24 protein-coding genes and 1 pseudogene are annotated in these 26,919 nt (G+C 67.8%); 8 read left to right on the plus strand and 17 right to left on the minus strand.

Features of this window, described 5'->3' with window-relative positions; all coding sequences use genetic code 11:
* Position 1: 1 nt before the first annotated feature.
* The 11 genes and pseudogenes from GQS65_RS13375 to GQS65_RS13425 all read right to left on the minus strand — a co-directional run bounded on the left by GQS65_RS13375 (position 2) and on the right by GQS65_RS13425 (position 11,882).
* Positions 2 to 616 carry a MarR family transcriptional regulator gene (locus GQS65_RS13375; RefSeq protein ID WP_368280157.1) on the minus strand — a complete coding sequence of 205 codons (615 nt, stop codon included), beginning with the start codon at positions 614 to 616 and terminating at the stop codon, positions 2 to 4.
* Positions 617 to 661: 45 nt separating this feature from the next.
* Positions 662 to 1,900, minus strand: coding sequence for an SPFH domain-containing protein (locus tag GQS65_RS13380; protein WP_158205140.1), 1,239 nt, complete (start codon positions 1,898 to 1,900; stop codon positions 662 to 664).
* Between the two features lie 72 nt (positions 1,901 to 1,972).
* Positions 1,973 to 2,563, minus strand: coding sequence for an NfeD family protein (locus tag GQS65_RS13385; protein ID WP_158205141.1), 591 nt, complete (start codon positions 2,561 to 2,563; stop codon positions 1,973 to 1,975).
* Positions 2,564 to 2,711: 148 nt separating this feature from the next.
* A complete protein-coding gene (locus GQS65_RS13390; protein ID WP_158205142.1) occupies positions 2,712 to 2,948 on the minus strand; it encodes a DUF7312 domain-containing protein in 237 nt (78 codons plus the stop codon).
* A gap of 77 nt (positions 2,949 to 3,025) precedes the next feature.
* Positions 3,026 to 5,110 carry a methionine--tRNA ligase gene (gene metG, locus GQS65_RS13395; RefSeq protein ID WP_158205143.1) on the minus strand — a complete coding sequence of 695 codons (2,085 nt, stop codon included), beginning with the start codon at positions 5,108 to 5,110 and terminating at the stop codon, positions 3,026 to 3,028.
* A 272-nt stretch (positions 5,111 to 5,382) separates the two neighbouring features.
* The gene (locus GQS65_RS13400) at positions 5,383 to 5,955 is read right to left on the minus strand and encodes a YqaA family protein (RefSeq protein ID WP_158205279.1); all 573 of its coding nucleotides are present in this window, start codon (positions 5,953 to 5,955) and stop codon (positions 5,383 to 5,385) included.
* A gap of 124 nt (positions 5,956 to 6,079) precedes the next feature.
* Positions 6,080 to 7,141, minus strand: coding sequence for a tyrosine decarboxylase MfnA (gene mfnA, locus GQS65_RS13405; protein WP_158205144.1), 1,062 nt, complete (start codon positions 7,139 to 7,141; stop codon positions 6,080 to 6,082).
* A 49-nt stretch (positions 7,142 to 7,190) separates the two neighbouring features.
* Positions 7,191 to 8,087, minus strand: coding sequence for a DUF7537 family lipoprotein (locus GQS65_RS13410; RefSeq protein ID WP_158205145.1), 897 nt, complete (start codon positions 8,085 to 8,087; stop codon positions 7,191 to 7,193).
* Positions 8,088 to 8,198: 111 nt separating this feature from the next.
* Positions 8,199 to 10,485 (minus strand): annotated as a pseudogene (gene ppsA / locus GQS65_RS13415) (phosphoenolpyruvate synthase).
* 153 nt (positions 10,486 to 10,638) lie between these two features.
* Positions 10,639 to 11,535: a PhzF family phenazine biosynthesis protein gene (locus tag GQS65_RS13420; protein ID WP_158205146.1), complete on the minus strand. Its 897-nt coding sequence runs from the start codon at positions 11,533 to 11,535 to the stop codon at positions 10,639 to 10,641.
* A 119-nt stretch (positions 11,536 to 11,654) separates the two neighbouring features.
* Entirely contained in the window at positions 11,655 to 11,882 is a 228-nt protein-coding gene (locus tag GQS65_RS13425) for a hypothetical protein (protein WP_158205147.1), read from the minus strand.
* 164 nt (positions 11,883 to 12,046) lie between these two features.
* On the opposite strand from GQS65_RS13425, the gene GQS65_RS13430 reads away from it, so the two are divergent.
* The 3 genes from GQS65_RS13430 to GQS65_RS13440 all read left to right on the plus strand — a co-directional run bounded on the left by GQS65_RS13430 (position 12,047) and on the right by GQS65_RS13440 (position 14,242).
* Positions 12,047 to 12,439, plus strand: coding sequence for a pyridoxamine 5'-phosphate oxidase family protein (locus tag GQS65_RS13430; RefSeq protein WP_158205148.1), 393 nt, complete (start codon positions 12,047 to 12,049; stop codon positions 12,437 to 12,439).
* A gap of 99 nt (positions 12,440 to 12,538) precedes the next feature.
* Positions 12,539 to 13,231 (plus strand): phosphoribosyltransferase, encoded by a 693-nt coding sequence (locus GQS65_RS13435; RefSeq protein WP_158205149.1) that lies wholly within the window; start codon positions 12,539 to 12,541, stop codon positions 13,229 to 13,231.
* A gap of 81 nt (positions 13,232 to 13,312) precedes the next feature.
* Complete coding sequence (locus tag GQS65_RS13440) at positions 13,313 to 14,242, plus strand: prenyltransferase (RefSeq protein WP_233265133.1); 930 nt, start codon at positions 13,313 to 13,315, stop codon at positions 14,240 to 14,242.
* Here the strand turns inward: GQS65_RS13440 and GQS65_RS13445 are convergent.
* Positions 14,219 to 14,971: a DUF547 domain-containing protein gene (locus GQS65_RS13445; protein ID WP_158205150.1), complete on the minus strand. Its 753-nt coding sequence runs from the start codon at positions 14,969 to 14,971 to the stop codon at positions 14,219 to 14,221. The two genes, GQS65_RS13440 and GQS65_RS13445, sit on opposite strands and share 24 nt — an antisense overlap.
* Positions 14,972 to 15,043: 72 nt before the next feature.
* Between GQS65_RS13445 and mtnP the strand changes: the two genes are divergently transcribed.
* A complete protein-coding gene (gene mtnP / locus GQS65_RS13450) occupies positions 15,044 to 15,892 on the plus strand; it encodes an S-methyl-5'-thioadenosine phosphorylase (protein ID WP_158205151.1) in 849 nt (282 codons plus the stop codon).
* A gap of 30 nt (positions 15,893 to 15,922) precedes the next feature.
* Here mtnP and GQS65_RS13455 read toward each other — a convergent pair whose 3' ends face one another.
* From GQS65_RS13455 to GQS65_RS13470, 4 genes are read right to left on the minus strand one after another with little or no spacing between them, the layout of a single operon-like run.
* Entirely contained in the window at positions 15,923 to 16,384 is a 462-nt protein-coding gene (locus GQS65_RS13455; protein WP_158205152.1) for a hypothetical protein, read from the minus strand.
* A 41-nt stretch (positions 16,385 to 16,425) separates the two neighbouring features.
* Complete coding sequence (locus GQS65_RS13460) at positions 16,426 to 17,454, minus strand: segregation and condensation protein A (RefSeq protein ID WP_158205153.1); 1,029 nt, start codon at positions 17,452 to 17,454, stop codon at positions 16,426 to 16,428.
* Positions 17,447 to 21,013: a chromosome segregation protein SMC gene (smc, locus tag GQS65_RS13465; RefSeq protein ID WP_158205154.1), complete on the minus strand. Its 3,567-nt coding sequence runs from the start codon at positions 21,011 to 21,013 to the stop codon at positions 17,447 to 17,449. The genes GQS65_RS13460 and smc overlap by 8 nt, the downstream gene beginning before the upstream one ends.
* Positions 21,014 to 21,038: 25 nt before the next feature.
* Positions 21,039 to 21,299: a DUF7518 family protein gene (locus tag GQS65_RS13470; RefSeq protein ID WP_158205155.1), complete on the minus strand. Its 261-nt coding sequence runs from the start codon at positions 21,297 to 21,299 to the stop codon at positions 21,039 to 21,041.
* 177 nt (positions 21,300 to 21,476) lie between these two features.
* Between GQS65_RS13470 and GQS65_RS13475 the strand changes: the two genes are divergently transcribed.
* The 4 genes from GQS65_RS13475 (at position 21,477) to GQS65_RS13490 (ending at position 26,322) form a co-directional block, all read left to right on the plus strand.
* Positions 21,477 to 22,343 carry an alpha/beta fold hydrolase gene (locus GQS65_RS13475; RefSeq protein WP_158205156.1) on the plus strand — a complete coding sequence of 289 codons (867 nt, stop codon included), beginning with the start codon at positions 21,477 to 21,479 and terminating at the stop codon, positions 22,341 to 22,343.
* A gap of 158 nt (positions 22,344 to 22,501) precedes the next feature.
* The gene (gatB, locus tag GQS65_RS13480) at positions 22,502 to 23,983 is read left to right on the plus strand and encodes an Asp-tRNA(Asn)/Glu-tRNA(Gln) amidotransferase subunit GatB (RefSeq protein WP_158205157.1); all 1,482 of its coding nucleotides are present in this window, start codon (positions 22,502 to 22,504) and stop codon (positions 23,981 to 23,983) included.
* A 143-nt stretch (positions 23,984 to 24,126) separates the two neighbouring features.
* Positions 24,127 to 24,735: an ArsR/SmtB family transcription factor gene (locus GQS65_RS13485; protein ID WP_158205158.1), complete on the plus strand. Its 609-nt coding sequence runs from the start codon at positions 24,127 to 24,129 to the stop codon at positions 24,733 to 24,735.
* 6 nt (positions 24,736 to 24,741) lie between these two features.
* Entirely contained in the window at positions 24,742 to 26,322 is a 1,581-nt protein-coding gene (locus tag GQS65_RS13490) for a S8 family serine peptidase (RefSeq protein WP_158205159.1), read from the plus strand.
* Positions 26,323 to 26,324: 2 nt separating this feature from the next.
* On the opposite strand, the gene GQS65_RS13495 is transcribed toward GQS65_RS13490, so the two are convergent.
* The gene (locus GQS65_RS13495; RefSeq protein WP_158205160.1) at positions 26,325 to 26,816 is read right to left on the minus strand and encodes a hypothetical protein; all 492 of its coding nucleotides are present in this window, start codon (positions 26,814 to 26,816) and stop codon (positions 26,325 to 26,327) included.
* Positions 26,817 to 26,919: the final 103 nt, after the last annotated feature.

Below are 26,919 nucleotides of genomic sequence, written 5' to 3' on the forward strand. Positions count from 1 at the left end.
CTCACGGGTCGTAGGTGAACAGCGACGCGGCGTCGTCGGCCAGCGCCTTCGTGGCGTCGTCGAAGGAGTCGGCGTAGCGAACGAGCAGCGTGAGGAGGAGTTCGGGCTGTTCGACGCTGTAGCCGCCCTCACGGTCCAGCAGCCCTGCGGTTTCGAGTTCCTTCGCGTACTTGCTCACGGTCGGCCGCGAGACGTCGAGCGTCGCCGCAAGGTCGCTGCCCGTCGCCGTCGGATCGCGCAACAGCGCGACGAGCATTCCACGTGGCGTGTCACGGCGCAGGTAGCCCAGCGCCCGTTTCTCGAACGTCGAGAACCGACCCGCGGAGACGTAGCGGCGGTACTCGCCGTCCTTGAACGACTCGACCCCACCGGCGTCGACGAGTCGGCGGAGGTGGTGTTGGGTCTCGCCGGTCCCCAGCGACAGGTCGTCACGGATCTTCGAGAAGTGTGCGCCGGGGGTGGTGGAGAGGTAGCCGGCGATGGCGTCGCGTGCGGGGCTCTCCGTTCCGGAACTGTCCGCGAGTCGAGCGAGTGGCCCCGCGGCCCCGAGCGCGGCGAACCGTCTCAGGGTCGCACGCTTCTCCTCGTCCACTCCCGTTCCTGACTCGCCGGTCACGGTAACTCCTTGTAGAGACGACAGTAAAACCGCTTCGGCCCGAGACTACTCCGACTCGGGTTCGGGTTCGCGCTCGGTGTCGGCCGACTCCGTGGCTTCCGACGCGTCTGCGCCGTCCGAGGCACCGTTCGTTCCGGAGTCGTCGGGCGAGTCCATCGCGGGGCCGCCCATCTCCGAGTCCATCTCCTGGATGACCTCGTCGGGGTCCTTGATGTCGGCGGTGTCCTCGCCGGACTTGATGGCCTGAGCCTCCTGTTCCATCTGCTCGACGTCCATCTCGGCGGCGTCGTCGATCTGGCCGAGGATCTCCTCGATGTCGTCGAGACCCAGCATCTCGCGGGTCTCCTCGTCGAAGTTCAGGCTGTCGAGGGAGGTCCCGTTGGTGGCCGTCGCCACGTCGCTCCCGGAGAGGTGCTTGCCGTAGCGCCCCACGAGCGAGGTGAGTTCCTGCGGGAGGACGAACGTCGTCGACTCGCTGGTCCCGATGTCGCTGAGCGTCTCCATGCCCTTCTCGATGATGGCCCGCTCGCCCATCGACTCGGCGGACTTCGCACGGAGGACGGTCGAGATGGCGTCACCCTGTGCTTCGAGGATCTGGGACTGCTTCTCACCCTGTGCGCGGATGATGTTCGACTGCTTCTCACCCTCCGCGGTCTCGACGGCGGAGCGGCGTTCACCCTGCGCTTCGAGGATCATCGCACGGCGACGGCGCTCGGCGGAGGTCTGTTGCTCCATCGCCTGCTGGACGTCGGCGCTCGGGTTGACCTCACGCACCTCGACGGACTCGACGCGGACCCCCCACTCGTCGGTGGGTTCGTCGAGTTCCTTGCGGATGCGGGCGTTGATCTCCTGGCGCTTGTTGAGCGTGTCGTCGAGTTCCATGTCACCCAGGACGGCACGGAGGGTGGTCTGGGCGAGGTTGGAGACGGCGCGCTTGTAGTCGTCGACTTCGAGGAACGCCTTCTTGGCGTCCATCACCTTGATGTAGACGACGGCGTCGGCGGTCACGGGCGAGTTGTCGCGCGTGATGGCCTCCTGTCGGGGGACGTCGAGCGTCTGGGTCCGCATGTCGAACGCGTACGTTCGGGAGACGAACGGCCAGACGAAGTTGATACCCGGTTCGAGCAGGCGCTGGTACTCACCGAAGCGCGTGTAGGCACGCTTCTCGGTCGCCTGGACGATTTCGATGGCGCTGTACACCGCCGCGATGGCGATGAGCAACACCACGAGCCCCACGAACGTGAGGACCACACTCGCGCCTTGCAGCGGTACGACGGGGAACATACCTTGAGGTTTGGTGAGCGGTGTCAAAAACGTTCGCACTGTCAGGTCGCTCTCGGGACGTATCGACAGCCGTCAGGCGGTCTCGCGTTCCTCGTCGCGTTCGGAGCTCTCCGAGTCGCCCCCGGTAGTTCCTTTCTGCTCGCGGTCACGTCGAAGCTGGCGGTCGATTGAGTCCTCGACGGCGTCGACCGGTTCGACGGTGATGACGTTCCCCCCACCGGGGTCGACGACCATCACCTCCGTCCCCTCGGGAATCTCGCCCTCCATCGACCGGGCGCGGTAGTAGGGGTTGAACCCGCCCGCGTCGAGTTTCACCTCGCCGTCGCTGGTGGAGACGCGCTCGGTCACGCGACCCGTCGTCCCCTTCAGCGAGTCCGAATCGCGGGTCCGACTCGACCCGCCGCTCCCGTAGACGTCGTACTCCCGGAACGCGTAGAACGTCGCCGCGCCCGCGACGAGCATCGAGAGCGTCATCGCCAGCAGACCGACCAGCCCCGCTCCGAAGACGAGGCCGACCAGCCCCGCGACCAGGAGCGCGACACCCAGGACGACGAACTGTGCGCCGGGAGCGACGGCCTCCGCCACGATGAGGCCCGTCCCGGCGAGCAACAGCAACACCGGGACGGAGAGACCGAATATCTCGCCGAGCTGGAGGACTTCCATAGGCTACCCTACGGACGGTTCCCGATTAACGCTTCGCCCGGTGGTGCGTGCGGTCACATGCTGACGCCTCGCCCGGTGGTGCGTGCGGTCACGTGCTGACGTCTCGGTCAGGGACGGCAGTCGGTGTCCCGGTGACCGCCCGTGTCTCTCAGACGACGAGCAGCGCGAAGATGCCGACCATCGTCACGGCCCCGACCAGCACGAAGAAGGCGTTCTCGGCGGTGACCGGTTGCGGTTCGGGGTCGGCGAACGCGCCGTCGTTGCGCCCGAGGACGCCCTCGCCCTCCGACTCGCCGTCGGCCGTCGAGTCGCGGCGTTCGTCGGCCGTCGACGCCTCCGGTCCGACCTCGTCGGTGCTGAACCGCCACTCGTCGTCGTCGCTCATGGGACGTACTACGACGCCACGTCGAAAAAGCTGTCCGCTCGGTCACGTGCTCGGCAAGGGCGGTGTGACGACCCGTCCTACCGAATCTTCGTCCCCAGCGGCGCGTCGCCGTGGGTCGTCAGCAGGTCGGCCTCCTCGCCCGCGGCCAGAACCATCCCGTTGGACTCGGTGCCGAACAGTTCGGCCTTCTCCATGTTGGCGACGAGCACCACGCGCGTCCCCGGCAACGACTCGGCGTCGTGGAGTTGGCGCAGGCCGGCGACGACCTGTCGGGTCTCGACACCGATGTCGACCTCCAGTCTGAGGAGTTCGTCCGCGCCCTCGATGGGTTCGGCCGAGACGATTTCACCGACGCGCAGGTCGAGCGCCTGGAAGTCGCCGAAGCCGATGCGCTCGTCGGCGAGTGCCTCGACGTCGGTGTGGACGTCGACCGTCTCGGCGGCGTTGGCGGTGTCGTCGGTCTCGTCTCGGCCCGCGGCCTCCTCCTCGGCGGCCTCGGTCCGCTCGGCGAGTTTCTCGTTGAGTTCCTCGACACGCTCGTCTTCGACCTTCTCGAACAGTTCCGTGGGGGCGTCGAAGGTGGCGGGCGGCGCGGTCAGTGCGTCGTCGAGCGTCGCGTCGGCGACACTCCCCGCCTCGTTCAACTGCGCCCAGACGCGGTCGGCCGCGGCGGGGGCGATAGGCTGGAACAGCACGGCGATGGCCTTCACGAGCTGGACGCAGTCGCGGATGACCTGTGCGGCCTCCTCGGGTGACTCGTCGGTGAGCTTCCACGGCTCGTTGCGCTGGATGTACTCGTTGCCGAAGCGTGCGAGGTCGGTGACGGCGAGGCCGACCTTGCGGACGGAGTAGTCGTTGACGCCCGCCGCGAAGTCGTCGACGGCCGACTCGATGCGGTGGCGCACGTCGTCGCTGACCTCGGCCTCCGGCGTCCCCTCGTAGTTGCGCTGTGCGAACAGCAGCGAGCGGTAGACGAAGTTGCCGACGGTGCCGACGAGGTCGGAGTTGACCCGCTCTTGGAACTGCTCCCACGAGAAGTCGAGGTCCTGCTGGAACCCGCTCTGGGTGGCGAGGTAGTACCGCAGGGCGTCGGGGTCGAACCCCTCGTCGAGGTACTCGCGCGCCCACACCGCGCGGTTCCGGGAGGTCGAGAACCCGTCGCCCGCGAGCGTGACGAACCCGCTGGCCATGACGGCACGCGGTTCGTTGTAGTCGACGCCGTGGAGCATCGCCGGCCAGAACACGGTGTGGTGCTGGATGATGTCGGGGCCGATGACGTGGACGATTTCACCGGCGTCCGTCCACACCTGTTCCCAGTCGTACGTCTCGCGGCCGACCCGCTCGGAGTAGTCCTTCGTCGAGGCGACGTACTCGATGGGTGCGTCGACCCAGACGTACAACACGAGGTCGGTCCCCTCCTCCGGGTAGTCGATACCCCAGTCCATGTCGCGGGTGATACACCAGTCCTGCAGTTCGCCCTCTATCCACTCGCGGGGCTGGTTGCGGGCGTTCGAGGTGCCTTCGAGGCGGTCGATGAACTCCTGGAGGTACTCCTGGAACGCCGATAGTTCGAAGAACTTGTGTGTGCGTTCGCGGTACTCGGCCGGGTTGCCCGTGACGACGCTCGTCGGGTCTTCGACCTCGCCGGGTTCGAGGTGTCGCCCACAGCCCTCGTCGCACTCGTCGCCACGGGCCTTCTCGCCGCAGTACGGGCAGGTCCCCTCGACGTACCGGTCGGGGAGCGGTTGCTCCTCGGTGGGGTCCCACGCGACGAGGATCTCCTTCTCGTAGACGTAGCCCCGGTCGTCGAGCGTGCGCACGATCTCCTGGGTGAGTTCGACGTTCGACCGTTCTCGGGTGTGACCGTAGTTCTGGAAGTCGACGTTGAACCCCGCGAACGTCTCCTCGTACTGTTCGTGATAGCGCAGCGCGAACTCCTCGGGGTCGACGCCCTCCTGTTCGGCGTTGACCGCGATGGGCGTCCCGTGCATGTCCGACCCGCAGACGTAGGCGGTCTGCTGGCCGAGACGGCGGAGCGCGCGGGCGTAGATGTCCGCGCCGATGTTGCCTCGGAGGTGGCCGATGTGCAGGTCGCCGTTGGCGTAGGGCAACCCGCAGGTGACCACCGCCGGGTCGTCGGTCGGGAAGGTGTCGTGACTCATACGTGCGATGCCTCCTGGACGGGCCTAAAGCCCGCCGATTTCGGGTGTTGGTGTGTCGTGATACGCATCGTTCCGGGTGAACTGCGAGACGGTCTGCCGACGGTACGAGAAAGGTGCGGCGGGTTCACGCCACCGAACGACCGTATGAGGGTCCAGCGTGACGATTCACCGACGCAGCGACGGCTCCATCCGCATCGAGCGAGTTCGAGAGAGCCGTGCTGTGGGCACGGTCGTACCGAGTCGACGGACGGACAAAAGTCGGTCGGCGGCGGTCACTGGAGGAACTCGCCGCCGTGAGCGACGATGTCGACGCCCGCGGCGTAGAGGAGGATGGTGACGAGCAGGCGACCGACGCTGCCGACGAACGTCGCGGCGGCGAACTTCGGGTAGTCCTCCTCCAACACCGTGAACGCGTAGATGGAGAGCGTATCGGGGAAGAAGGGCACCGACAGCGCCACTGCGAGGCCGATATAGCCCCACTTCCGGGCGATTTCGACGGTACGACGTTCGGACCACGCGACCACGTCGAACCGCGAACGCTGGAGGGCGCGGGTGATGGGGCCGTACTCCTTGGCCTCGTTGCCGATCTTCAGTGCGACGACGCTGCCGGCGGCCTTCCCGAGGCCGCTGACGAGCATGATGATGGCGTAGGTCCCCCACGTGCCGAGACCGAGGTCCAGCGGTGCGGCGAGGACCACCTCGCTCGGTAACGGCAGGACGATGGCGATGAGGAAGGAGTAGACGGCGATGATGAGTAGCCCTGCCGGACCGGTCGCGGTCTCCACGGCTACCTGCAGTGCGTCGAGCAGACCGCTCTGGAGCGCCTGAAACACCGTGGCGAGCAGGGCGACGAGGTTCACACTTCCGTCTTCGGGGGTTCGGCTGTAAGCCTTACGTGAAACAGGCGTAGCCTCACCGCCGCCGACCGGCTACGTGTGTTACCCCGACCGGCGAACCGCCACCGAAGAGCTACCCGAGACGGTCCAGGTCGGCGAGGACGGACGTGAGCGCCCCGCGCGTGACGTGGGGCATGACGACGACACGCGCCTCGCCCGACCCGGTCTTCGAGAGTCGCCACCCGGCCTCCCGAAGCGTCCCGATGGTCGCCTCGGGGAGGGCGGCGGCCACCAGCGGGAGGGTCGGGTCGACCACGTCGTAGCCGCGTTCCCGGAGTTCGTCGGCGAACCACTCGGCGAGGGCCTGTGCGCGTTCGTACTCCGTGCGGTAGCCGTCGGCCCACAGTTCGCGCATCGCGGCGACGGCGCTGGCGACGCCCGCCCCCGAACGGGTACCCGTCAGCGTCACCTGCCCCGTCGATTCGAGGTACGGTGTGTCGACGGCGAGCGTGTCGAACAGTGCCGACGAGCGAGCGAGCAGGCCGCCGGCGGGGATAGCCGCCTGCCCGAGTTTGTGCGGGTCGATGGTCATCGTGTCGACGGCGGCATCGGCGAAGTCCCACGCGTACTCGGTGAACGGCAGGGCGAACCCGCCCCACGCGGCGTCGACGTGGAACAGCGCGTCGGCCTCCTCGGCCAGCGCCGCGAGGTCCGGGATGGGGTCGACGCGGCCGTACTCCGTCGACCCGGCGACGCCGACGACGCCCACCGTATCCGCGTCGACGAGGGCGGCCATCGCGTCGAGGTCCGCGCGGTAGTCCTCGTCCAGTGGTGCGCGTCGCAACTCGACACTCAGCAGGTCCGCCGCTTTGCTGAACGAGAAGTGGGCGTGGTCGGGGACGACGACGTTCGGCCGGTCGACGGCGTCGCGCGTGCGGTTCCGGGCGATGCGAATCGCCTGGATGTTCGCCTCGGTGCCGCCGGAGGTGACGTAGCCCGTCGGGTCGGGGAGACGCGTGACCTCGCCGAGCAGGTCGACGGCCTCGCGTTCGAGGTCCGCGACCGTCCCGTAGGTGCCGGGGTCGCCGGGGTTCGTCGCCAGGAATCGTTCCGCCGCCGCACGCGCCGCTGGATGGGGTTCGGTGCACATCGACGACAGCACCCGCGCGAACTCCTGCGGTTCCGGCCGCTGCATTACCTCTCCGTACCGGGTACGCTCGTTTATCCGTTGCGTTGTCGGACCGTCAGGTCGGCGTACTCGTCTGTACCGGTTCCTCCGTCGGCGTCGCCGCCGCCAGTGCCCGCGCGGCCCACTCCGGTTGCTCGAACTCGACGCCGCCCTGCCGGACGACCTCGTACGTGATCGCGAGGTCCCGGCGCTCGCCACGGAGGTCGTACGTCGCCGACAGTTCGAGCGACCGGACGACCCCGGACTCGCTCACGACGACCGTCGCATCGTACTCCTCGTAGTCGCTCGACCCACGGACGAACAGGTCCGAGTCGTTCTCGACGGCCAACTCGTCGGCGGTGAGCGTCACGAGCGTCGTCCCGTTTCGCGTCGTCGTCTCCTGGACGGTGAAGTTGCCCGATTCGAGGTACGCTCGGAGCGAGCGCTGGGAGACGAGACTGGAGACCGGTTCGGACTCCCCGACGCTCGGCGGCCGGACCACCTCGTCGCCCTGGAGCGCCCGGAACACGCGCACCGAGTCGTTACCCCAGGCCTGAAGCCGGAAGCCGGTCGCGGAGTCCGTCTGCTGGTAGCGGTACGGACTGCCCCCCTCGCCCGCGACCACCTGCTGGACGATAGCCGTCCGGGCGACCTGCGAGGAGTTCGGCCCCGTCGGGACGACGACGCTCGCGTTCTGGACGCGCCGGGTCTCGAAACTGCTCGCCGTGAGTGCTTCCGCGTGTGCGGTGGCGAGCGCCTCCGCGTCGACGAGTCGACCGTCCTCGACACCGGGGACCGCCACGTCACCGGCCGTTCCGGTCGGCGAGCCGTCGGTCGGGACGGGAGACGGTGATTCACCGGGGGCGGTGGTCGGCGACTGCTCGCCACCGCCGGGGAGCGAACACCCGGCGGTGACGAGCAACAGCGCCACCACGAGGGCAGGGAGGGCGCGTCGGAAGCCTCTGAGTCGCATGTCCTGTCGTGTGGCGGGCGAGCGCAAAAACTCGGGGGGTTTCGAGCCGGCCGGAAGGTGGAGACGTCCGCAGGGCGGGGGCGGCGGTGTCCGCCACGCCGATCGGCAGCGTTACCGAACCGAGTCCAGCAGCAACTGCTGTTCGACGCGCTTGACCTCGTGTTGGACGTCGCGGACCGCGTCGATGTTCGCCGAGATGGAGGAGATGCCGGCGTTGACGAGGTAGCGAATCATCTTGGGCTTCGACCCCGCCTGCCCGCAGATGCTCGTGTTGACGCCGTGTTCGCGGCAAGTAGCGATGGTCTCGCCGATGAGTTTCAGCACGCCGGGGTGGAGTTCGTCGAACCGGTCGGCGACGTTGCCGTTGTTCCGGTCGACGGCGAGCGTGTACTGCGTCAGGTCGTTCGTCCCGAAGGAGGCGAAGTCGATACCCGCCTCGGCCATCTCCTCGACGCAGAGCGCGCTTGCGGGCGTCTCTATCATGACGCCCCACGAGCGCTTCTCGGGGTCGATGCCGGCCTGCTCCATCAGGTTCCGCGCCTGAATCACGTCCTCGGCGTCGTTGACGAGCGGGAACATGACCTCGACGTTGTCGTAGCCCATGTCGTAGAGACGGCGGAACGCCTCCAGTTCGTGGGCGAACACGTCGGGCGTGTCGAGCGAGCGGCGAATCCCGCGGTAGCCGAGCATCGGGTTGTGCTCTTTGGGTTCGTCCTCGCCGCCCTGCAACTGGCGGAACTCGTCGGTCGGCGCGTCGAGCGTGCGGACCCGGACCGGTCGCGGGTAGAACTCGTCGGCGACGGTCTGGATGCCGTCGACGATCTCCTCGACGTACTCGTCGGCCCCGTGGTCGCGGATGTAGCGTTCGGGCGTCTTGTTCGTCGAGAGGATCATGTGCTCGACGCGGAGCAGGCCGACGCCGTCCGCGCCCGTCACGGCCGCGCGGTGGGCCGCTTCGGGGATGGAGACGTTGACCTTCACCTCCGTCGCCGTCATCGGCTTGACGGGGTTCTGCGGGCGCACGTCGTCGAGCGGGTCGGCCTCCTCCTCCTTGGAGGCGACCTTGCCGCTGCGAATCGTACCCTTGTCGCCGTCGAGCGTGATGACCTGGCCGTCGTCGAGCTGGCTGGTCGCGCTGGACGTGCCGACGACCGCGGGCACACCGAGTTCACGCGAGACGATGGCGGCGTGGGAGGTCATCCCCCCTTCGTCGGTGATGATGCCCGCCGCGCGCTTCATCGCGGGGACCATGTCGGGCGTCGTCATCTCGGTGACGATGATGTCGCCCTCGCCGACCTTGTCGAGTTCGTCGAGTTTGTCGACGATGCGGACGGGCCCGGAGGCGATGCCGGGACTCGCACCGAGACCCTTCAGGATGACCTCGTTGTCGTCCTCCGCTTCCATCTGCACCCCGCTCCCGTCGGTGGCGCTCGCCGCGGCGCTCCCGCCGGACCCGGAGATGGTCGTGATGGGCCGGGACTGGAGCATGTAGACCTCGCCCTCGAAGACCGCCCACTCGACGTCCTGCGGGGTGCCGTAGTGGTCCTCGACCTGTCGGCCGAGTTCGACGAGGCGCTCTATCTCGCTCTCGTCGAGCACCTGCTGGTTGCGCATGTCGTCGGGGGACCGGACGCTCGACGGTCTCGCCCGTCTCGGCGTCTTTCTCCATCAGGATCTTCTTGTCGGCGACGGTGACCTCCTCGACGGTGGCCGTCTCGCGCTCGACGACGTAGTTGTCCGGCGAGACGGAACCGCTGACGACGGCCTCGCCGAGACCCCACGCCGCCTCGATGATGATCTCCGGGTCGCCCGTCGAGGGGTGAGAGGTGAACATCACGCCCGACTTCTCGGCGTCGACCATCCGCTGGACGACGACGGCGATGTCGACGATGTCGTGGTCGAACCCCTGCTCCTCGCGGTAGTAGATGGCACGCTGGGTGAACAGCGACGCCCAGCACTCCTTGACGCGCTGGACGAGGTCCTCGCGGGTGATGTTGAGGAACGTCTCCTGTTGCCCGGCGAAACTCGCGTCGGGCAGGTCCTCGGCGGTCGCCGACGAGCGGACCGCGACGAACGCCTTCCCGTCGCCCAGGTCGTCGTAGGCGTCGAGGATGCCCTGTCGCATCTCCTCGGGGATGTCGGTCTCGAGGATGAGTTCTTCGGCGCGTTTCGACGCCTGCGCCAGCGCCTTCGAGTCGTCGCTGTCGACGTCGACGGCCGCGAACAGTTCCTCGTCGATACCGGTCTCCTCGATGAACGACCGATACGTCCCCGCCGTCACCACGAATCCGGGAGGGACGGGGAGGCCCGCGCCCGTCAACTCGCCGAGCGACGCACCTTTTCCACCGACGGCAGCGAGGTCGTCGGACCCCACATCGTCGAGCCAGAGTACAGCCATTGCGTATCGGGTCCGTCTACGGAATCGTTAAAGAACCTTCCGAACCTCCCAACCGTTTCCCAACCCGTAACGCCGTGGTAGCAGTTCGCTACTCGTCGAAATCACATAGTACACCGAAGTACGTAACGCCGTAGTTCGGAGCGGCGTGGGCGGTTAGGCGACGACGATGTCCTCGTCGTCGGCGTCGGGTATCGCCAACTCGCCGTCGAGCGACACGACCGCCCGACCACCGACGCGAATCTCCTCGGCGGCCCGGACGCGAATCCGCCCCGGCCGGTCGAGGAAGTGCCCCTGTTCGTAGACGAGGTCCGCGTAGGAGTCCAGCGCGTCGTGTGCGCGGAGGTACGCCGTCACCGCGCCGCTGGCGGTTCCGGTACAGGGGTCCTCGGGCACGCCCGCGCCGGGCGCGAACATGCGTCCGTGGAGCGTGGCGTCCGGGTCGATGGTATCGAACGTGAACGCGTAGACGCCCGTCGCGTCCACCTCCTCACAGAGCGCCTCGACGGCGGCCATGTCCGGGTCGGCTCCCCCGAGTTCGTCGAGATAGGTGACCGGCACACAGAGGAAGCCCAGACCCGTCGACGCCCACCCGAGCGGTAGGTCCGCTTCGAGGTCGGTCAGCGCGTCGAGGTCGACGCCCACTGCGGCCGCCACCTCCTCGTAGCTCACGTCCACGTCGTGGGCCTCCGGTGGGGCCTGCGTCATCCACACGCTCCCGTCGGCCGCCACCTCGACGTCGAGGACGCCGACGTTCGTCGAGAGCGTGTGCGTGCCGGCGTCGATGGCCTCGGCCTGGTGGAGGAAGGCGTGGCTGGCGATGGTCGCGTGACCACAGAGGTCGACCTCCGTCTCGGGGGTGAAGTAGCGAATCCGGCGGTCGGCCTCCTCGCTGTCGGTGAGGAAGGCCGTCTCGCTGGCGTGCAGTTCGCGTGCGACCGCCTGCATCTGGTCGGCGTCGAGGCCGTCGGCGTCGGGGACCAGTCCGGCGGCGTTGCCGGTGAGGGCGTCGGTCGTGAACGCGTCGACGATGAGTGCGCGTCGGGTGTCCATACCGCCCCCATCGGTTGGCGGCGGTTTCAATGGCGGGGCCGGTGGGCCGGCGGAGTCGCTGTACCGACGAGTCACCGGGAGAGCGGCCGCGAGCGTCGGCGGGGCCGACGGGCGTGCCGTCAGTCGTGGACGACGACCTCCCCGCTCCCCGTGTCGATGACGTGGACCGAGTGGGGGTCGTCCTCGTAGGTCGTCAGTGCCGCGTGGGTCCGTGCGTCGTCCTCTGCCAGCGCGAACGCCGACCGAGCGGTGGCCGACCGGACGATTCGCGCCCAGTCACACGTCTCACAGTACACCCACGACCGTCCGGTTCCCCCGAGTTCCTGCTCGTTGCTACCAGTAGTCATGGTAGACGACCACATCCGAGGAGTCTTGTCGTTCACGTCTACACGTGTAGACCCGACGGACGGGCGTCTGCCACTCGTCGGCCGCGTGTCGGACGGTCGCTGCCCGACCGGTGACCGGTGTGTGCCGGAGCGAGGGTTTTGGTCGCGCGGCCCCTCTCGAACACATGAGCGACGCCGTCCCGCCCGAGGCCGAACGACGACTGACCGGGGAACCGGAGACCGCCCACCTCGCGACGTGCGTCGACGGACGACCGCACGTCGCGCCGCTGTGGTTCCACTACGCCGACGGTGTTGTCGAACTCGTCACGAGCGGTCGGAAACTCGACAACCTGCGGGCGAACCCGAAGGTGTCGCTAGCGGTCGAACGCTCGACCGACGGCGTGCCGAAGTGGACGGTGACGCTGTTCGGCACGGCGACGGTCGTCGAGGACCCGGCGAAGACCCGCGAGGCCAACCACCGCATCAACCGCCGATACGGCGTCCCCGAGGACGCCTGGGAGGACGAGAACACCCTCGTCCGTATCGACGTCGGGTCGGCCAGCTATCGGACGTACTGAGCCGGGAGCGGGCCGCGGACGACGGCCGTGTTCGTCTGCCACACGCCGCGACGCCGCCTGTAAACCCTTATGGTCGGGCGCGGGCGACAGTCGAGCGGAATGAGCGACCTCCCGGACGATTTCAAGTGTACGATCACCAACTGGGACTACATCTACGACCTCTGCCGAGAGGTGAGCGAGGAGGTCAAACGCGCGGAGTTCGAACCGGAAGTGGTCGTCGCCCTCGCGCGTGGCGGCTGGTTCGCGGGGCGCTGTCTCTGTGATTTCCTCGGCCTCGACGACCTGGCGAGCCTGAAGATGGAACACTACGTCGGCACCGCCCAGAAGTCGGGCGAACCGACCGTCCGCTACCCGATGCCCGAAGGGAGCGTCGAAGGGAAGAACGTCCTCATCATCGACGACATCGCCGACACCGGTGGCTCCATCGAGCGCGCCGAGGAGTACGTCGGCGAGCGCAACCCCGGCGAGGTCCGCACCGCCACGCTCCAACTGCTCCAGACCAGCGAGTTCGAACCGGACTTCATCGGCGAGCGCCTCGAAGAGTGGACGTGGATGGTCTACCCGTGGAACTTCATCGAGGACATGACCGACGTCGTCTCGGGCGTGATGGACCGCGACGACGACGGCCCCTACACCCAGGAGGACGTCCGCCACCTGCTCAACGAGTACCACCAGGTCGAGCGCATCGAGATGGAGATCGCCCAGCCCGGCCGGATGAACGAGGTCCTCTTGGAGATGGAGCGACGCGGCGTCCTCACCTCCTCGGGCGGCGGCTGGGAACTGGCCGACTGAGGCGCACGCCACGCCGCGGGGGCCGAGCGCTCGTGAACCGTCGACCGGCGCGTTTACGCCGCGAGCACTCGACGCTCACCCATGGAGTCGGACGACCCGGGAGGGACTGGCGACGCGTCCCTGTCGCCGGTGGGGGTCGAGACCCGTCTGTGGGCGTACTGGAAGATGAGCCGACCGTCACAGCTCCTGCTGGTGCTCGTCGTCTACGCGCTCGGCGCGAACGTCGCGCTGGCGACCGGCGCGACCCTCGACTGGCTCGCGCTCGCCGTCGGTACGGGCGCACTGCTCGGCGTCGCCGCGAGCGTCCACTACGCCAACGAGTACGCCGATTACGAGACCGACGCGGTCACCGACCGAACACCGTTCTCCGGCGGGAGCGGCGCACTCGCCCGAACCGGCCTCTCACGAGCGGTCGCGCTCCGGGCGGGTCTCGGTTCGCTCGCGGTGGGCGGCGTCGTGGCGGCCGTCGGTCTGCTCGGGGGCGTCCTCACGCCACCCGCGTTCGCGTCGCTGGCCGTCATCGCCGTCTTCGGGTGGCAGTACTCCGTCGGACCACTCGAACTCGCGTGGCGCGGGTGGGGCGAACTCGACAACGCCGTGCTGGGCGGCCTCGTGCTCCCCGGATACGGGACGGCCGTCCTCGGTGGACCGGTCGGGTTCACGCTGCTGGTCTGTCTCCCGCTCGCCCTGCTCGTGTTCGCCAACCTGCTGGCGACGCAGTGGCCCGACCGCCGCGCCGACGCGAGCGTCGGAAAGCGGACGCTCGTGACGCGACTCCCGGCCCCTCGGCTCAGAGCGCTGTACGTCGCCGTCGTCGTGAGCGCGTTCGGCAGCCTCCTGCTCCTCACGAGAGGGCCGCTCCCGACGCTCGTCGCCGGTGCGAGCCTGCTCGTCGTCCCGCTATCGGTGTGGGGGGCGGCCGGCTACACCGAACGGGAGGTGCCGTTCCCCAGCGTGGCCGCGATGGTCGCGCTCGTCGCCGTCCAGCTACTCGCGTGGAGCCTCGTCTGAACCCGGTTCGGACGCGAACCGGTCGAGCGCGAGCGACCAGTCGTACGACCGATACCGGATTCGGGGGGTCGCGTCCGCGGGAATCACCCCGTAGCGACGGAGCAGGCCGAGGACACCCGCTCGCCCGCCGAAGTCGCCGCGATACCAGAGCAGGAGTCGTGGCACGCGAACCACGCCCGCGTCGGCGTCGTACTCGGCCTCGCCGTCGAGATAGCCCGCCGTCGCGGTGTCGAGTTGCTCGTCGACGGCCTCGTGGTCGTACGCGAGGATGGGCGGACAGCTCTCGGCCCCGCAGTTGACCGCGAAGTGGATGCGCGGGTCGCGCTCGTCGACGCGGTGGGTGCGCTCGAACCCGTCGGCCCGTCGCGGGAGGTAGCCCAGCCCCAGCGAGTGCATCGAACGGCGGAGGATTCCGTGTTCGACGTCGTCCAGACTCAGGTCGTGGCCCGCGCATGCGACCACTGGCGCACCGAAGAAGCGTCGGCGGTCCTCGTACTGCTCGGGCGCAGCCGCGAGGACGAGTTGGACGTGGGCGTTGTAGACGTTCAGCCAGAACGCGAGGCGTCGGTCGTCCGTGTCGAGCGCCGCCGCCAGCCCGTCGGGGTCCAGGTCCCGAAGCGCGCGCTCGTGAGCGGTCGTCGGTTCGTCGTAGCGAACCGCCCGGAGGAAGTCGGCGGCGAGTGCGAGCGGGTCGTCCGTGACCGTCGCGGCGAGGGGGGCGTCGCTCATACGGGGTAGTCACGCGCCGAGGCCATGGTCGTTTTCCGTAGTGTTTAACCGGCGCACGAGGGAGCAACGGGTATGATAGGGTTCATCGGAGGCAGTGGGATCTACGACGCGCTCGACCTGGAGAACGTCCGCGAGGAGGACGTCACGACGCCCTTCGGCGACCCGAGCGCACCCGTCACGGTCGGCGAGATGGCCGGCACGGAGGTCGCCTTCCTCCCGCGCCACGGTCGCAACCACCAGTACAACCCGACGAACGCCCCCTACCGCGCCAACATCCACGCGCTGAAGCAGTTGGGCGTCGAGCGAATCCTCGCCAGCAACGCCGTCGGGAGTCTCCGCGAGGACCTGCCGCCACAGGCACTCCTCGTCCCCGACCAGATTTTCGACCGCACCAGCCACCGGCCGTACTCGTTCTTCGGCGAGGGGATGGTCGTCCACATGGGGTTCGCGGACCCGTACTGCCCGCACATGGTCGACCACCTCGCCGAGTCGGCGGGGACGGCGACCGAGGAGGGAGCCGAGAAGGGCGGCACCTACGTCTGCATCGAAGGTCCGCAGTACTCGACGCGTGCCGAGAGCGAGTTCTTCCGCGCACAGGGCTGGGACGTCGTCGGCATGACCGCCATCCCCGAGGCGAAACTCGCCCGCGAAGCCGAGATGTGCTACGCGACCATCACCGGCATCACCGACTACGACGTCTGGAAACAGGACGCCGAGGTCACGCTCGACGAGGTGCTGGAGAACGCCGCCGCCAACGAGACGGCCATCAAGCGGGTCATCGACCACGCTATCGAACACCTGCCCGACGAACGCGACTGTGACTGTGGGCACGCGCTCGAAGGCACCATCAACACGCCCAGCGAGGAGATCCCCGAGGCGACCAAACAGCAGGTCGACCTGCTCGCCGGCGAGTACCTGTAGGAGGAGTCGCCCGCTCCCCTCGTCGCGGTTCTACGCGAGTTCGAGGAGTGCGTCGTGGTCGACGCGCTCCTCGTCGCTCGTCAGGGACTCGCGTGCTCCGTCTCCCTCCCGGCAGTTCTCACAGTAGACGTTGACACCCCAGTCACCGGTCGACAGCGGAACCCCGAACGCGAACGTCCGCTCGGCGAAGCGGCGTTTCTCACCCACCTCGACGTGGCCGCCACACTCGTCACAGGTCTCGTCGCGGGCGACGGCGTACTCCACCTCCCGTTTCGTCCCGAACGTCGTCACGGGGTGTGTGCGAGCGCCGTTCGCGGCCCACAGGAGGAGGATGGTCGCGAACAGCGACGCGACGACGAAGAGCGGCGGGGCGTCCAGCGCACGCGGAAGCGCCACCGAGAGGACGACGGCACCGACGGCGAGTGCGAGGTCGACGAGGAAGAGCAACTTCTCACCGAGGCTGTCGGCGAACGTGGAGGGGCGGTCGGACATACGAACCGGTTACTGTAACAGAACGAAAACGCTTGCGGAGGTCAGTCCGCGATGGCTTCGGCGGGCGCGTCGGTCGCCGCCGGGTCCCGAATCCAGAGGTCGCCGAACAGTTCGTCCTGTTCGAGGCGAATCTGCTTGCGGTGCGCGAGGAACAGCAGTGCGAGGAACGTCTCGACGCGTGCGCCGCCGGCGTCCTGAATCTCGGCGAACAGCACCTCGTCGCGCCCGGCGTCGTACTGCTCGCGCAGATCACGGTAGACGTGCTGGATGGTCGTCTCCATGTCCTCTTGATGAGCAGTGCCGGTGACGTCGTCCGCGGTCGGTTCGTCGTCCAGTCGCAGGTCGTCGGCCGTGTGGTAGTCGAGGGTCTGCGTTCCCCTGCGAAAACCCTTCGGTGAGTCGCTGGTGTCGTACGTTCGGGACTCCTTCCACCACGACCCGCGCTCGGCTTCCCGCAACTCACGCACGAGTTCGTCGAGCGTCTCGGGCATCCCACGGGCGCGCTTGCGTTCGAGGCGGCGGTCCATCTCGCGGTCCAGCGCGTCGAACGGGTCCGGTCGCCAGTCCTCGTCGGCGTCCGCGGGTGGCGCGTCCCACGGCTCCTCCCACGGTTCCGGCTCCTCGGGTTCGTCCGGTTCCATCAGCGCGTCGGACTTCATCCGCAGGAGGACGCTCGCGTAGAACAACGCGCGCCCCCCGGTCCGGATGTCCGGGTCGTCGATGGCGTCGAGGAACGCGTCGGTGACGGCGACGATGTCGATGTCCCACGGCTCGATTTCGCCACGGTCGGCGAGTTGCACGAGCAGTTCGACCGGTTCGACCGCCTCGCCCTCGTCGTCGGTCGGGAGGTCTTCGGGGGCGTCGACGGGGCGTTCGGAGTCCTCGTCGCCGCCCTCGTCGACACCGAACAGCGCCGCCGCGTCGTCGGTGCCGTTCTCACGCTCGTGCTTTCGCTCGTCGTGACCCGCGATGTTCAGCGAGACGCCGTCGGCGACCTCCTGTCCACCGTCGGTGTAGAACGCCTCGCGGTCTTCTCGGTCGCGTTCAGCCTCGTCGCCTCGTTCAATCATCCGCCGGCACCCCCTGCCCGCTCAGGTCGATACCAGTGACGGCGCTCACGTTGTCGTCCATCATCGTCACGCCGATGGCGCGCTCGGAGCGTTCGAGCAGCGCCGAGCGGTGCGAGACGACGATGAACTGCGCGTCGTCGGCCAGCGCGTCGACCATCTCGCCGACGGCCTCGGCGTTGGCGGCGTCGAGGAACGCGTCGACCTCGTCCAGCGCGTAGAACGGGGCCGGGTTGTGGCGCTGGATGGCGAAGATGAACGCCAGCGCGGTCAGCGACTTCTCCCCACCGCTCATCGCGTCGAGGCGCTGGACCGGCTTGTCTCTCGGCTGAGCCTTCATCGTCAGGCCGCCCTCGAACGGGTCGGTCTCGTCTTCGAGGACGAGCGTCCCCGACCCGCTGGAGAGGCGCTCGAAGATGTCCTCGAAGTGCTCGCGGATGGCCTCGTAGGACTCCATGAACGTCGCCTTCTTCTTCGCCTCGAACCCCTCGATGCGCTCGACGATACCGTCTCGCTCCTCGACGAGCGTCTCGCGTTTCTCTTCGAGGTCCGCGAGGTCCTCGGCGACGGCGTCGTACTCGTCGATGGCGAGCATGTTGACCGGTTCGAGCGCCTCCATCTCGACGTCGAGACGGGCGATTTCGGCCTCGACGGTGTCGTGGTCGGGGACGTCCTCGGGGTCGTAGTCGCCGACCTGCGCGGCGAGTTCGTCGACCTCCCACTCCAGTCGGTCACGCTTCTCTCGGGCGTTGTCGAGACGCGACTCGACACGACCGAGTTTCTCCTTCGCGGCGTCGCGTTCCTCCCTCGCCTCCCGGAGGTCCGCTTTCAGGTCGTCGCGTTCTTCTTTGAGGTCGGTCAACTCCGCTTCGAGGTCGGCGACCTGCTCGTGTTTCTCCTCCAGAACCTCGTTCTGGTCCTCGATTTCGGACTCCAGTTCGACGACCCGTTCTTCGGCCTCTGCCTTCCGGTTCTGAGCCGACTCGATGTCGTCGTGGAGGTCCTCGATGGCCTCCTCGGCGTACTGCTTCTCCAGCTGGAGTTCGTTGAGGCGACCGTCGAGGTCGTCGGTCTCCTCGTCGAGCGTCGCTATCTCCTCGCGGATGGCCTCCGCTCGCTCGGTGAGTTCCGCCACCTCGGAGTCGCGGAGTTCGGCTTCGAGGTCCGCGATGTCGGACTCGATGGCCTCGATGGTCTCGTCCTGCTCGGCGATGTCCGCTTCGAGGTCGTCCATCCGCTCGGAGACCTCCTCGCGGTCCTCGTCGATGGCGTCGAGTTCGCCCTCCTTGCGCTCGACGGTGTCCCGAATCTCCTCGATTCGTCCCTCCGTCTTCTCCATCTCGGTCTCGACGTCGCGGACCTTGTCGGCGGCGTTGGCCTGTCGGTCCCGAGCGTCGTCGAGTCGAGATTCGACGTCACGCAACTCCTCGCGGACGGACTGGCGTTTCTCCTCCAACTCGTTGATGCGCTTGGCGACGCGTTCGAGTTGTCCCGCACCGGACGAAAAGGAGTACCGAGAGCCCGAACGCGACCCACCGGTCATCGCCCCGCTCTTCTCGACGAGGTCCCCGTCGACGGTGACCATCCGGAACTTGCCCATCAGGTCGCGGGCGGTCGCCATGTCCTCGACGACGAGCGTGTCGCCCACGACGTACGAGAAGACGTCCGCGTACATCGGGTCGAAGTCGACGAGGTTGTACACGAAGTCCACGACGCCGTCCTCGCTGGGGAGCGAGGGGAGCGAGCGTCCGTGCATCTTCGACATCGGGAGGAACGTCGCCCGACCCGCGTTCCGGGACTTCAGGAACTCGATACAGCGCTGGCCGACGCCGTCGTCCTCCACGACGACGTTGGCGAGTCGACCGCCGGCCGCGGTCTCACAGGCCGTCGCGTACTGCGGTGAGACACCACCGAGTTGGCCCACGGTGCCGTGGACCCCCTGTTTGTCGGCGTTGAGGACGGTCGTGACGGCCCGTCCGTACGACGAGTCGCCCGACTCACCCGCCTTCGCTTCGAGTTCGGCGTACTCCGCCTGGGCGGCGCTGACCTCGTCGTCGACCGAATCGAGGTCGTCCTGTAGCTCGTACTTCTCGGCGCGCAGGTCGTCGACGACCGACTCGATGGTCGTCTTGTTCTTCCGCGCCTTCTCCAACTCCGCTTCGAGGTCCGCGATGTCGGCTTCGAGGTCCGGAATCTCGCTCTCGAGGTCCGCTATCTCCTCGCGCAGGTCGCGCTGTTCGTTGGTGCGCCGACGCGCCTCGTCGAGCAGGCGGTCCTGCTCGCGCTGGAGTTCGTTCTTCTCGACTTTCGCCTCCTCCAGTCGGTCGCGTGCGTCCGCGAGGTCGGTCTTCAGCTGTTCGTACTCGTCGTCGACGGCGGCGATGTCCGCCTCGACCGATTCGAGTTCGGCCTGCTTCTCCTGTCTGTCGGCCTTGAGCGACGCTTTCTCGACCTTGACGTTGCGGACCTTCGCGTGCAGGTCGTCGACCCGTTCCTGTTTGCGGTCGACCTTCACGAACGCCTGTCGCCGCTTGTTCTCGGCGTCCTTGATGCGTTCGCGGGCGCTCTCCATCTGGTCTTCGAGCCGGGATATCTCGCCTTTGACCTCCTCTATCTCGCGTTTGACCCGCAACTGCTCGTCCTCGCCCGTCCGCTCGATTTCGGCGTTCAGGTCTTCGAGGTCCTCCTCCAGACGGACGACGGTACCTTGCTTCTCGTCGAGTTCGCGCTGGCGGTCGGCGAGTGTCTCTTCGTCGCGTTCGATCTTCGACTCGGTCCGCTCCAACTCGGCGCGCTTGTCTTCGAGTTCCGCCGCCTTGAGGTAGCCCTCGTACTCCTCGCGTTCCTCCTTGAGGTCCTGGTACTGGAGGGCGGTCTCGCGTTCGTCTTCGAGTTGGTGGAGGCGCTCTTGTTTCTCCTCGATGCGGAGGTCCGCCTCGTCGACGCGCTCTTCGACCGTCTCCAGTTCCTCCATCGCGTCCGCTTTCCGGGCGTCGAACTCCGCGACGCCCGCGATCTCGTCGATGATCTCTCGACGAGAGCCGGGGGTCATGTTGATGATTTCGGTCACGTCGCCCTGCATCACGACGTTGTAGCCCTCCGGGGCGACTCCGGCCTGTGCGAGCAGGTCCTGGATGTCCGAGAGGTTGACCGAGCGACCGTTGAGGTAGTAGTACGAGTAGTAGTTGTCCTCGGTCTGCTTGACCCGGCGCTTGATGACGATCTCGTCGGTGTCACCGACGCTGTCCGTTCCCGCCGCAGTCGTCACCTGCGACCGGGTGAGCGTCCCGTCGCCGTTGTCGAGGACGACTTCGACGGCCGCCTCGCGCTCGCCGGAGAACTCCGTCCCGTCGTCGTCGGGGTTGTAGATGAGGTCGGTGAGTTTCTCCGCGCGGATACCCGACGTGCGGGCGAGACCCAGCGCGAACAGCACCGAGTCGATGATGTTGGACTTGCCCGAGCCGTTCGGGCCGCTGATGGTGGTGAAGTCCTCGTAGAACGGTATCCGCGTCTTCCGGCCGAAGCTCTTGAAGTCGTCGAGGACGAGCTCTTTGATGTGCATGGGGGGCGCTCGTGTGCGAACCCCGTTACGCGACGATGATTTCGTCGGTGTCGGAGTCCGTACTTTCCTCCTCGTTCTCCTGGGTGGACTTGGACGTGTCGGATTCGTCGTCCGCGTCCTCACGGGTCGGCTTCCCCTCGATGATGTCCATCTCCGGGTCGACGGCGTCTTCGAGCGCACGGAGTCGTTCCTTGCACTCGACGAGTTCGTCGGTCAGTCCCGTGACGGACGCTTCGAGTTGTTTGACGCGCGCTTCCAGGTCCTCCACCCGATTCCCACTGGTCATATCTACTCTCGACTGTCCCAGACGTATAAACCTGCGTCAGACAATGACACCGTCCCGCGACACTCACCGCCCGCGGACGGTCGGCCACCGTCGGGTGGAACGACCGACGGTCTCCCGACCGCTCGGGCGGTCTGCCGCTGGCGACAACACTTCACTGGCCGCCCCCGTAGCGGTCGTATGCGCACGGAGACCGTCCCCGGCGACTCCGAGTACGTCGACACCGGCGCGGTTCGACTACACGTCCGGACGGCGGGTCCGGCCGACGGCCCACCGGTCGTCCTCCTCCACGGCTTCCCCGAGTTCTGGTACGGCTGGCACCGCCAACTGGACGCGCTGGCCGAGGCGGGCTACCGCGTGCTCGTCCCGGACCAGCGTGGCTACAACCTCTCGGACCGGCCCGCCACGCACGAAGCGTACCGCGTCGACAACCTCGCCGACGACGTCCGGGGCGTGCTGGACGCGACGGGTCACGACGAAGCGGCCATCGTCGGCCACGACTGGGGCGCGATGGTCGCGTGGGTGTTCGCACAGGAGCACCCCGAACGCGTCGAACGACTGGGCATCCTGAACGTTCCCCACCCGGCCGCGTTCGGCGAGACGTTGCGCGGGAACTGGGAGCAGGTGTTCCGCTCGTGGTACGCCGGGTTCTTCCAGGTGCCACGGCTCCCCGAGGCGGCGATGCGCGCGCGGGACTACCGCCTGCTGGAGCGAGCGCTGACCGGGAGCGCCCGACCGGGCACGTTCACCGACGACGACCTGCGCCGGTATCGGACCGCGTGGGGCCGGACGGGGGCGCTGACGGGCATGTTGAACTGGTATCGCGCCAACGGCCTCGGCAGCGGGCTGTTCGACCGGGACGAGCGTATCGAACCGGAGACGCTGATCCTGTGGGGCACCGACGACGTGGCGCTAGTCGAGGAGAACGCCGAGCGCAGTCTGTCGTTCTGTGCGGACGGGACGCTCGAACGGTTCGAGGCGTCCCACTGGCTCCAGCACGAACGGAGCGAGGAGGTCTCGGAGCGTCTGGTCGCGTTTCTGAGCTAGCAGCGAGAGACGGCGAAACTGGTTCGAGATGCGCTCGGCGGGACGTCCGTCGCGGCCTCCGAGGTCACGAACTCCTGCGCCACAGCAGCGAAACGACACCGAACCCACGCCGGTCCCGATACGCTTTACCCCACCGAAGAAGAACCCCTCGCCAATCAATGACCGCGCAGACGACCCAGTCGCGGGACCTCGCCGTCGTCATCGGACTGGAGGTCCACGTCCAGTTGGAGACGGCCACCAAACTGTTCTGTGGCTGTTCGACGGACACCGCCGACGCCGACCCGAACACCCACACCTGCCCGACCTGCCTCGGTCTACCGGGGGCGCTCCCGGTCGTCAACGAGGCCGCAGTGGAGGCCGCCGTCAAGGTCGGCAAGGCGCTGGACGCCGACATCCCCGAGGAGACCCGGTTCCACCGGAAGAACTACTACTACCCCGACCTCCCCAAGAACTTCCAGATCACGCAGTACGACGAACCCATCTGCCAGCAGGGGAGCCTCGAGATCTCCGTCGCCGACGAAGAGCGCGGCATCGGCATCGAACGCGCCCACCTCGAAGAGGACCCCGGCAGCCTGAGACACGAGGGCGGGGCCATCGACCGCGCGGAGTACACGATGGTCGACTACAACCGCGCCGGGATGCCGCTGATGGAAGTCGTCACCGACCCGGACTTCCGCTCGCCCGAGGAGGTCCGCGCGTTCCTCGAGAAACTGGAGGAGGTCCTGGAGTATCTCGGCGTGTTCGACGCCGAACGTGACGGCTCGCTGCGTATCGACGCGAACCTCTCGGTGGTGCCCGCCGAGGAGGTGGCCGACGACGGCACCATCCCGACGGACGTCCTCGCCGACGCCAATCGCACCGAGGTGAAGAACATCTCCAGTCACAAGGGGGCCGCGAAGGCGCTCAGCTACGAGGAGACCCGCCAGAAGAACGCCGTCCGTCGCGGGCGCGCGGTCGAACAGGAGACGCGCCACTGGGACGAGGGGCGGGGGATTACCGTCTCGATGCGGTCGAAAGAGGAGGAGAAGGACTACCGCTACTTCGCGGAGGCGGACCTCCCGCCGATGCGCGTCTCGGGGTGGAAAGCGGAGATCTCGATTCCGGAACTCCCCGACGCCCGGCGCGAGCGGTTCCGAACGGAGTACGACCTCTCGACGGAGGAGGCGTCGAAGCTCACCTCCACGAAGCAGGTGGCGGACTTCTACGAGGAGTTGACCGACGAGTTCGACGCCGCGTTCGCCGCGCGGTGGGTCGTCGACCGCCTGCTCGGGGAGTTGAACTACCGCGACCGCACGCTCGACAGCGTGGACCGCGAGGCGTTCGTCCGCCTGCTCGAACTGGTCGATTCGGACGACATCACCGTCAAGAACGCCGAGGAGGTCGTCCTGCGCGAGATGCTCGACGAGGGCCGGACCCCCGACGAAGTGGTCGACGCGGAGGGACTGGGCAAGACCTCGGGAGACGCCGTCGAGGAGGCCGTCGAGGAGGCCATCGCGGCGAACCCCGACGCCGTCGAGGACTACCACGACGGCGAAGGTGGCGCGCTCAACTTCCTCGTCGGACAGGTTATGGGGGCGACCGGCGGCAGCGCCGACCCCGGAACGGTCAACGAACTCCTCCGGTCGAAACTCGACGACTGACCGCTGCCACCGACCACCCCGACCACGGACACGCGTCCCGGTCGTTACGAGACGGACAGCACTGTCACGATACGTACATCAGCGGCCAACACTGCCCATCGGGGAGCCGCAGATATTTGTACCAAGAGGATTTATGAAGAGCAATGTCAGGGCTGTTGCCTACTAGCACGGATGCCAGCTCTGAGCAGGAGGGGGACCCCCGGATGTTCTGGCTCGACGGCGAGGACACCGGCGAACTACTCTCCTCGCTCTCTTCGGATACGGCCCGTGCTATCTTGATGTCCCTGCACGAGGACCCCGCGACGGCCTCGGAGGTGGCCGGTCGCGTCGACACCTCGTTGCAGAACGCCCGTCACCACCTCACCAACCTCCAGGAGGCCGGCCTCGTCCGCGTCGCAGACACCCGGTACTCCCAGAAGGGCCGCGAGATGAACGTCTACGCGCCCAGCGAGGAGCCACTGGTTGTCTTCGTCGGCAACGAGGAGCGCAAGACGAGCTTCCTCGACTCGCTGAAGGGACTGGTCGCCGCCGTCGGCATCCTCGGGATGGTGAGCTACGTCGTCCAGCAACTCGTCGTCACCGACGCCGTCCAGTCGGAGGTGTTCCCACGGATGGCCGACGGTGCGACGGGCGTGACCGGCGGGCCGCTCCTGGCCCCGCCCGGTCTCGTCTTCTTCGCGGGAGGCCTGCTGGTGCTCGGGTTGCTGCTCGTGTATCGTCGCTGGCAACGCGTGAGCACGCCGACGGTCTGACGCGCGATGATTCCTCGTCGCGTGGTGGTGGTCGCGGTGGTCTGTGCGCTGGTACTCACACCGGTCACACACGTTCCGACCCCGACGAACGACCACGTGACGGACTTCGACGCCGGAATCCAGTCGGAGCTCCTCGAACAGCGCCAGCCGGAGCCACCGACCGTCGCGTCACGAGCCAACGTCGTCTTACGGTTGAAAGGAACCGCCGACCTCCCCGGTAGCGTCGCCGTCGACGTCGACCGGAGCTACACACGCGAGGGCGACCGTATCGTCGAGGGGTCGATGGCCTACGAGAACATCCGACAGTTGACGCGGGACCCACGTATCACGTCGGTCAGCATCACCGGAGCGAGCGTCGAAGCCGACGACAGCGTCTCGTCCGGCGTCCGAGCCATCGGCGCGGACGCTCTCCACGAGGCGGGTGTCGTCGGCGAGAACGTCACCGTCGGCGTCATCGACAGCGACTTCCGGGTGAGCCACCCGGCCATCGCCGGGCACGACACGACCTACCGCTCGTTCGGGGGCGGCGGTGACTGGCGACACGGAACCGCCGTCGCCGGCGTCGTCGCCGACACCGCCCCCGGCGTCGACCTCCGGTTGGCGGCCGTCGGCCCGAGTAGTTCCCCCGAGGAGTACCGGGCGGCCGTCGACTGGCTGCTCGCTGGCGGCGCGGACGTCGTCGTCGACTCCGGGAGCTACTACGCCCAGCCCGGTGACGGGAGCGGGACGCTCGCACGTATCGCTACCAACGCCTCCGAGGACGCGGTGTTCGTCACGAGCGCGGGCAACCACGCCAACCGCTACTGGGCGGGCAACTACACCGGTGGCGACTGGGTGAACTTCACCGACACCGGCAGCCTCGACGACGCCGGCAACTACCTCAACGACGGCGAACCGTTCGCCGGCACCGTCGACGTCTCCGTCCGCTGGGACGGCTGGCCGACCACCGATAGCGACTTCGACGTCCATCTCTACCGGCACGTCCCGAACGGCCGTGACGTGACGGTGGCGAAGGCCACCGACCACGACGGCCAACCGTTCGAGCACCTCTCGAAGACGGTTCCACGCGGCCGCTACTACGTCGCCATCCACGCCAAGAACGTGAGTGCGGACCACCGCGTCGAACTGTTCGCCAGCCACTCGCTGGCCAACCGCTCGGCCGGTGGGACGACCGCACCCGCGAGCGCCGCGGGCGTCGTCTCCGTCGGCGCGATTCACGACGGGACGCTCCAGCCGTTCAGCGCCCAGACGAACGTCGACCTCGTCGCCCCCGACGACGTGACGCTCTCCGGGGCGACCATCGACGGCGGCACCTCCTTCGCCGCGCCCTACGTCGCGGGGATGGCCGCGCTGGTGACCGGCGCGAACCCCGACCTGAACGCGACGGAGGTCCGCGAGCGACTGTACGCGAACGCGACCGACTTCGGCGAGACGGGCGTCGACGACGCGTCCGGCTACGGCGTGGTGTCGGCGGGCGGCGTCCTGACGGCGAGCAACACGACGGTGGCGGGCGGCGTGGCCGAGGAGACGGACGGCGCGACGACGACACGAGCGACGACCCAGAGACCGGCCGACCGGGACGGCTGAGGTCAGGCGTCGAGTCGTTCACGGACCGGCGGCCCGTCGTCCGCGGGCCGTGCTCGCGGGTCGACCCGGAGGAGGACGAGCAGGACGACCAGCGCCAGCGTCTCGGTGAGTTTCGAGACGCCTTCGAGCGGGTCCTGTGTCAGGTGTTCCCACGTGCTGTTCACGACGGCCGTGAAGCCGGTGCCGTGACTGTGGCCGAAGTTCGGCGCGGCGACGTTGTGGTAGACGAACCAGCCGAGCAGTTGCGCGAGCATGAAGCCGACGCCGAGCAGGTAGAGCGTCCGCCGGGAGACGAGGTCGACGCGGAACGCGACGATACCGGCACCCGTCCCGAGAATCGAGAGCACCATCAGCGCCGTCGCCAGTCGCGGGAACACGCCCGAGGCGGCGACGGCGACGACGTTCGCCCAGATGGAGTCGAGGTGGACCACCGCGTCGAGCACCACCAGTTGCAGGAGTACGAGGTGGGTGGCGTAGAGCAGATCGTCGTCCATACCCGCCCTCGGCGCTACGGGAATAAGTGACTGTCAGTTTCCGGCCGGCACGGCGGGCGACGGGCGGTGTCGGGAGTCGTCGACCCGTCCTCGTGACCCGCCA

This window comes from Halomarina oriensis, assembly GCF_009791395.1.
Classification (GTDB): domain Archaea; phylum Halobacteriota; class Halobacteria; order Halobacteriales; family Haloarculaceae; genus Halomarina; species Halomarina oriensis.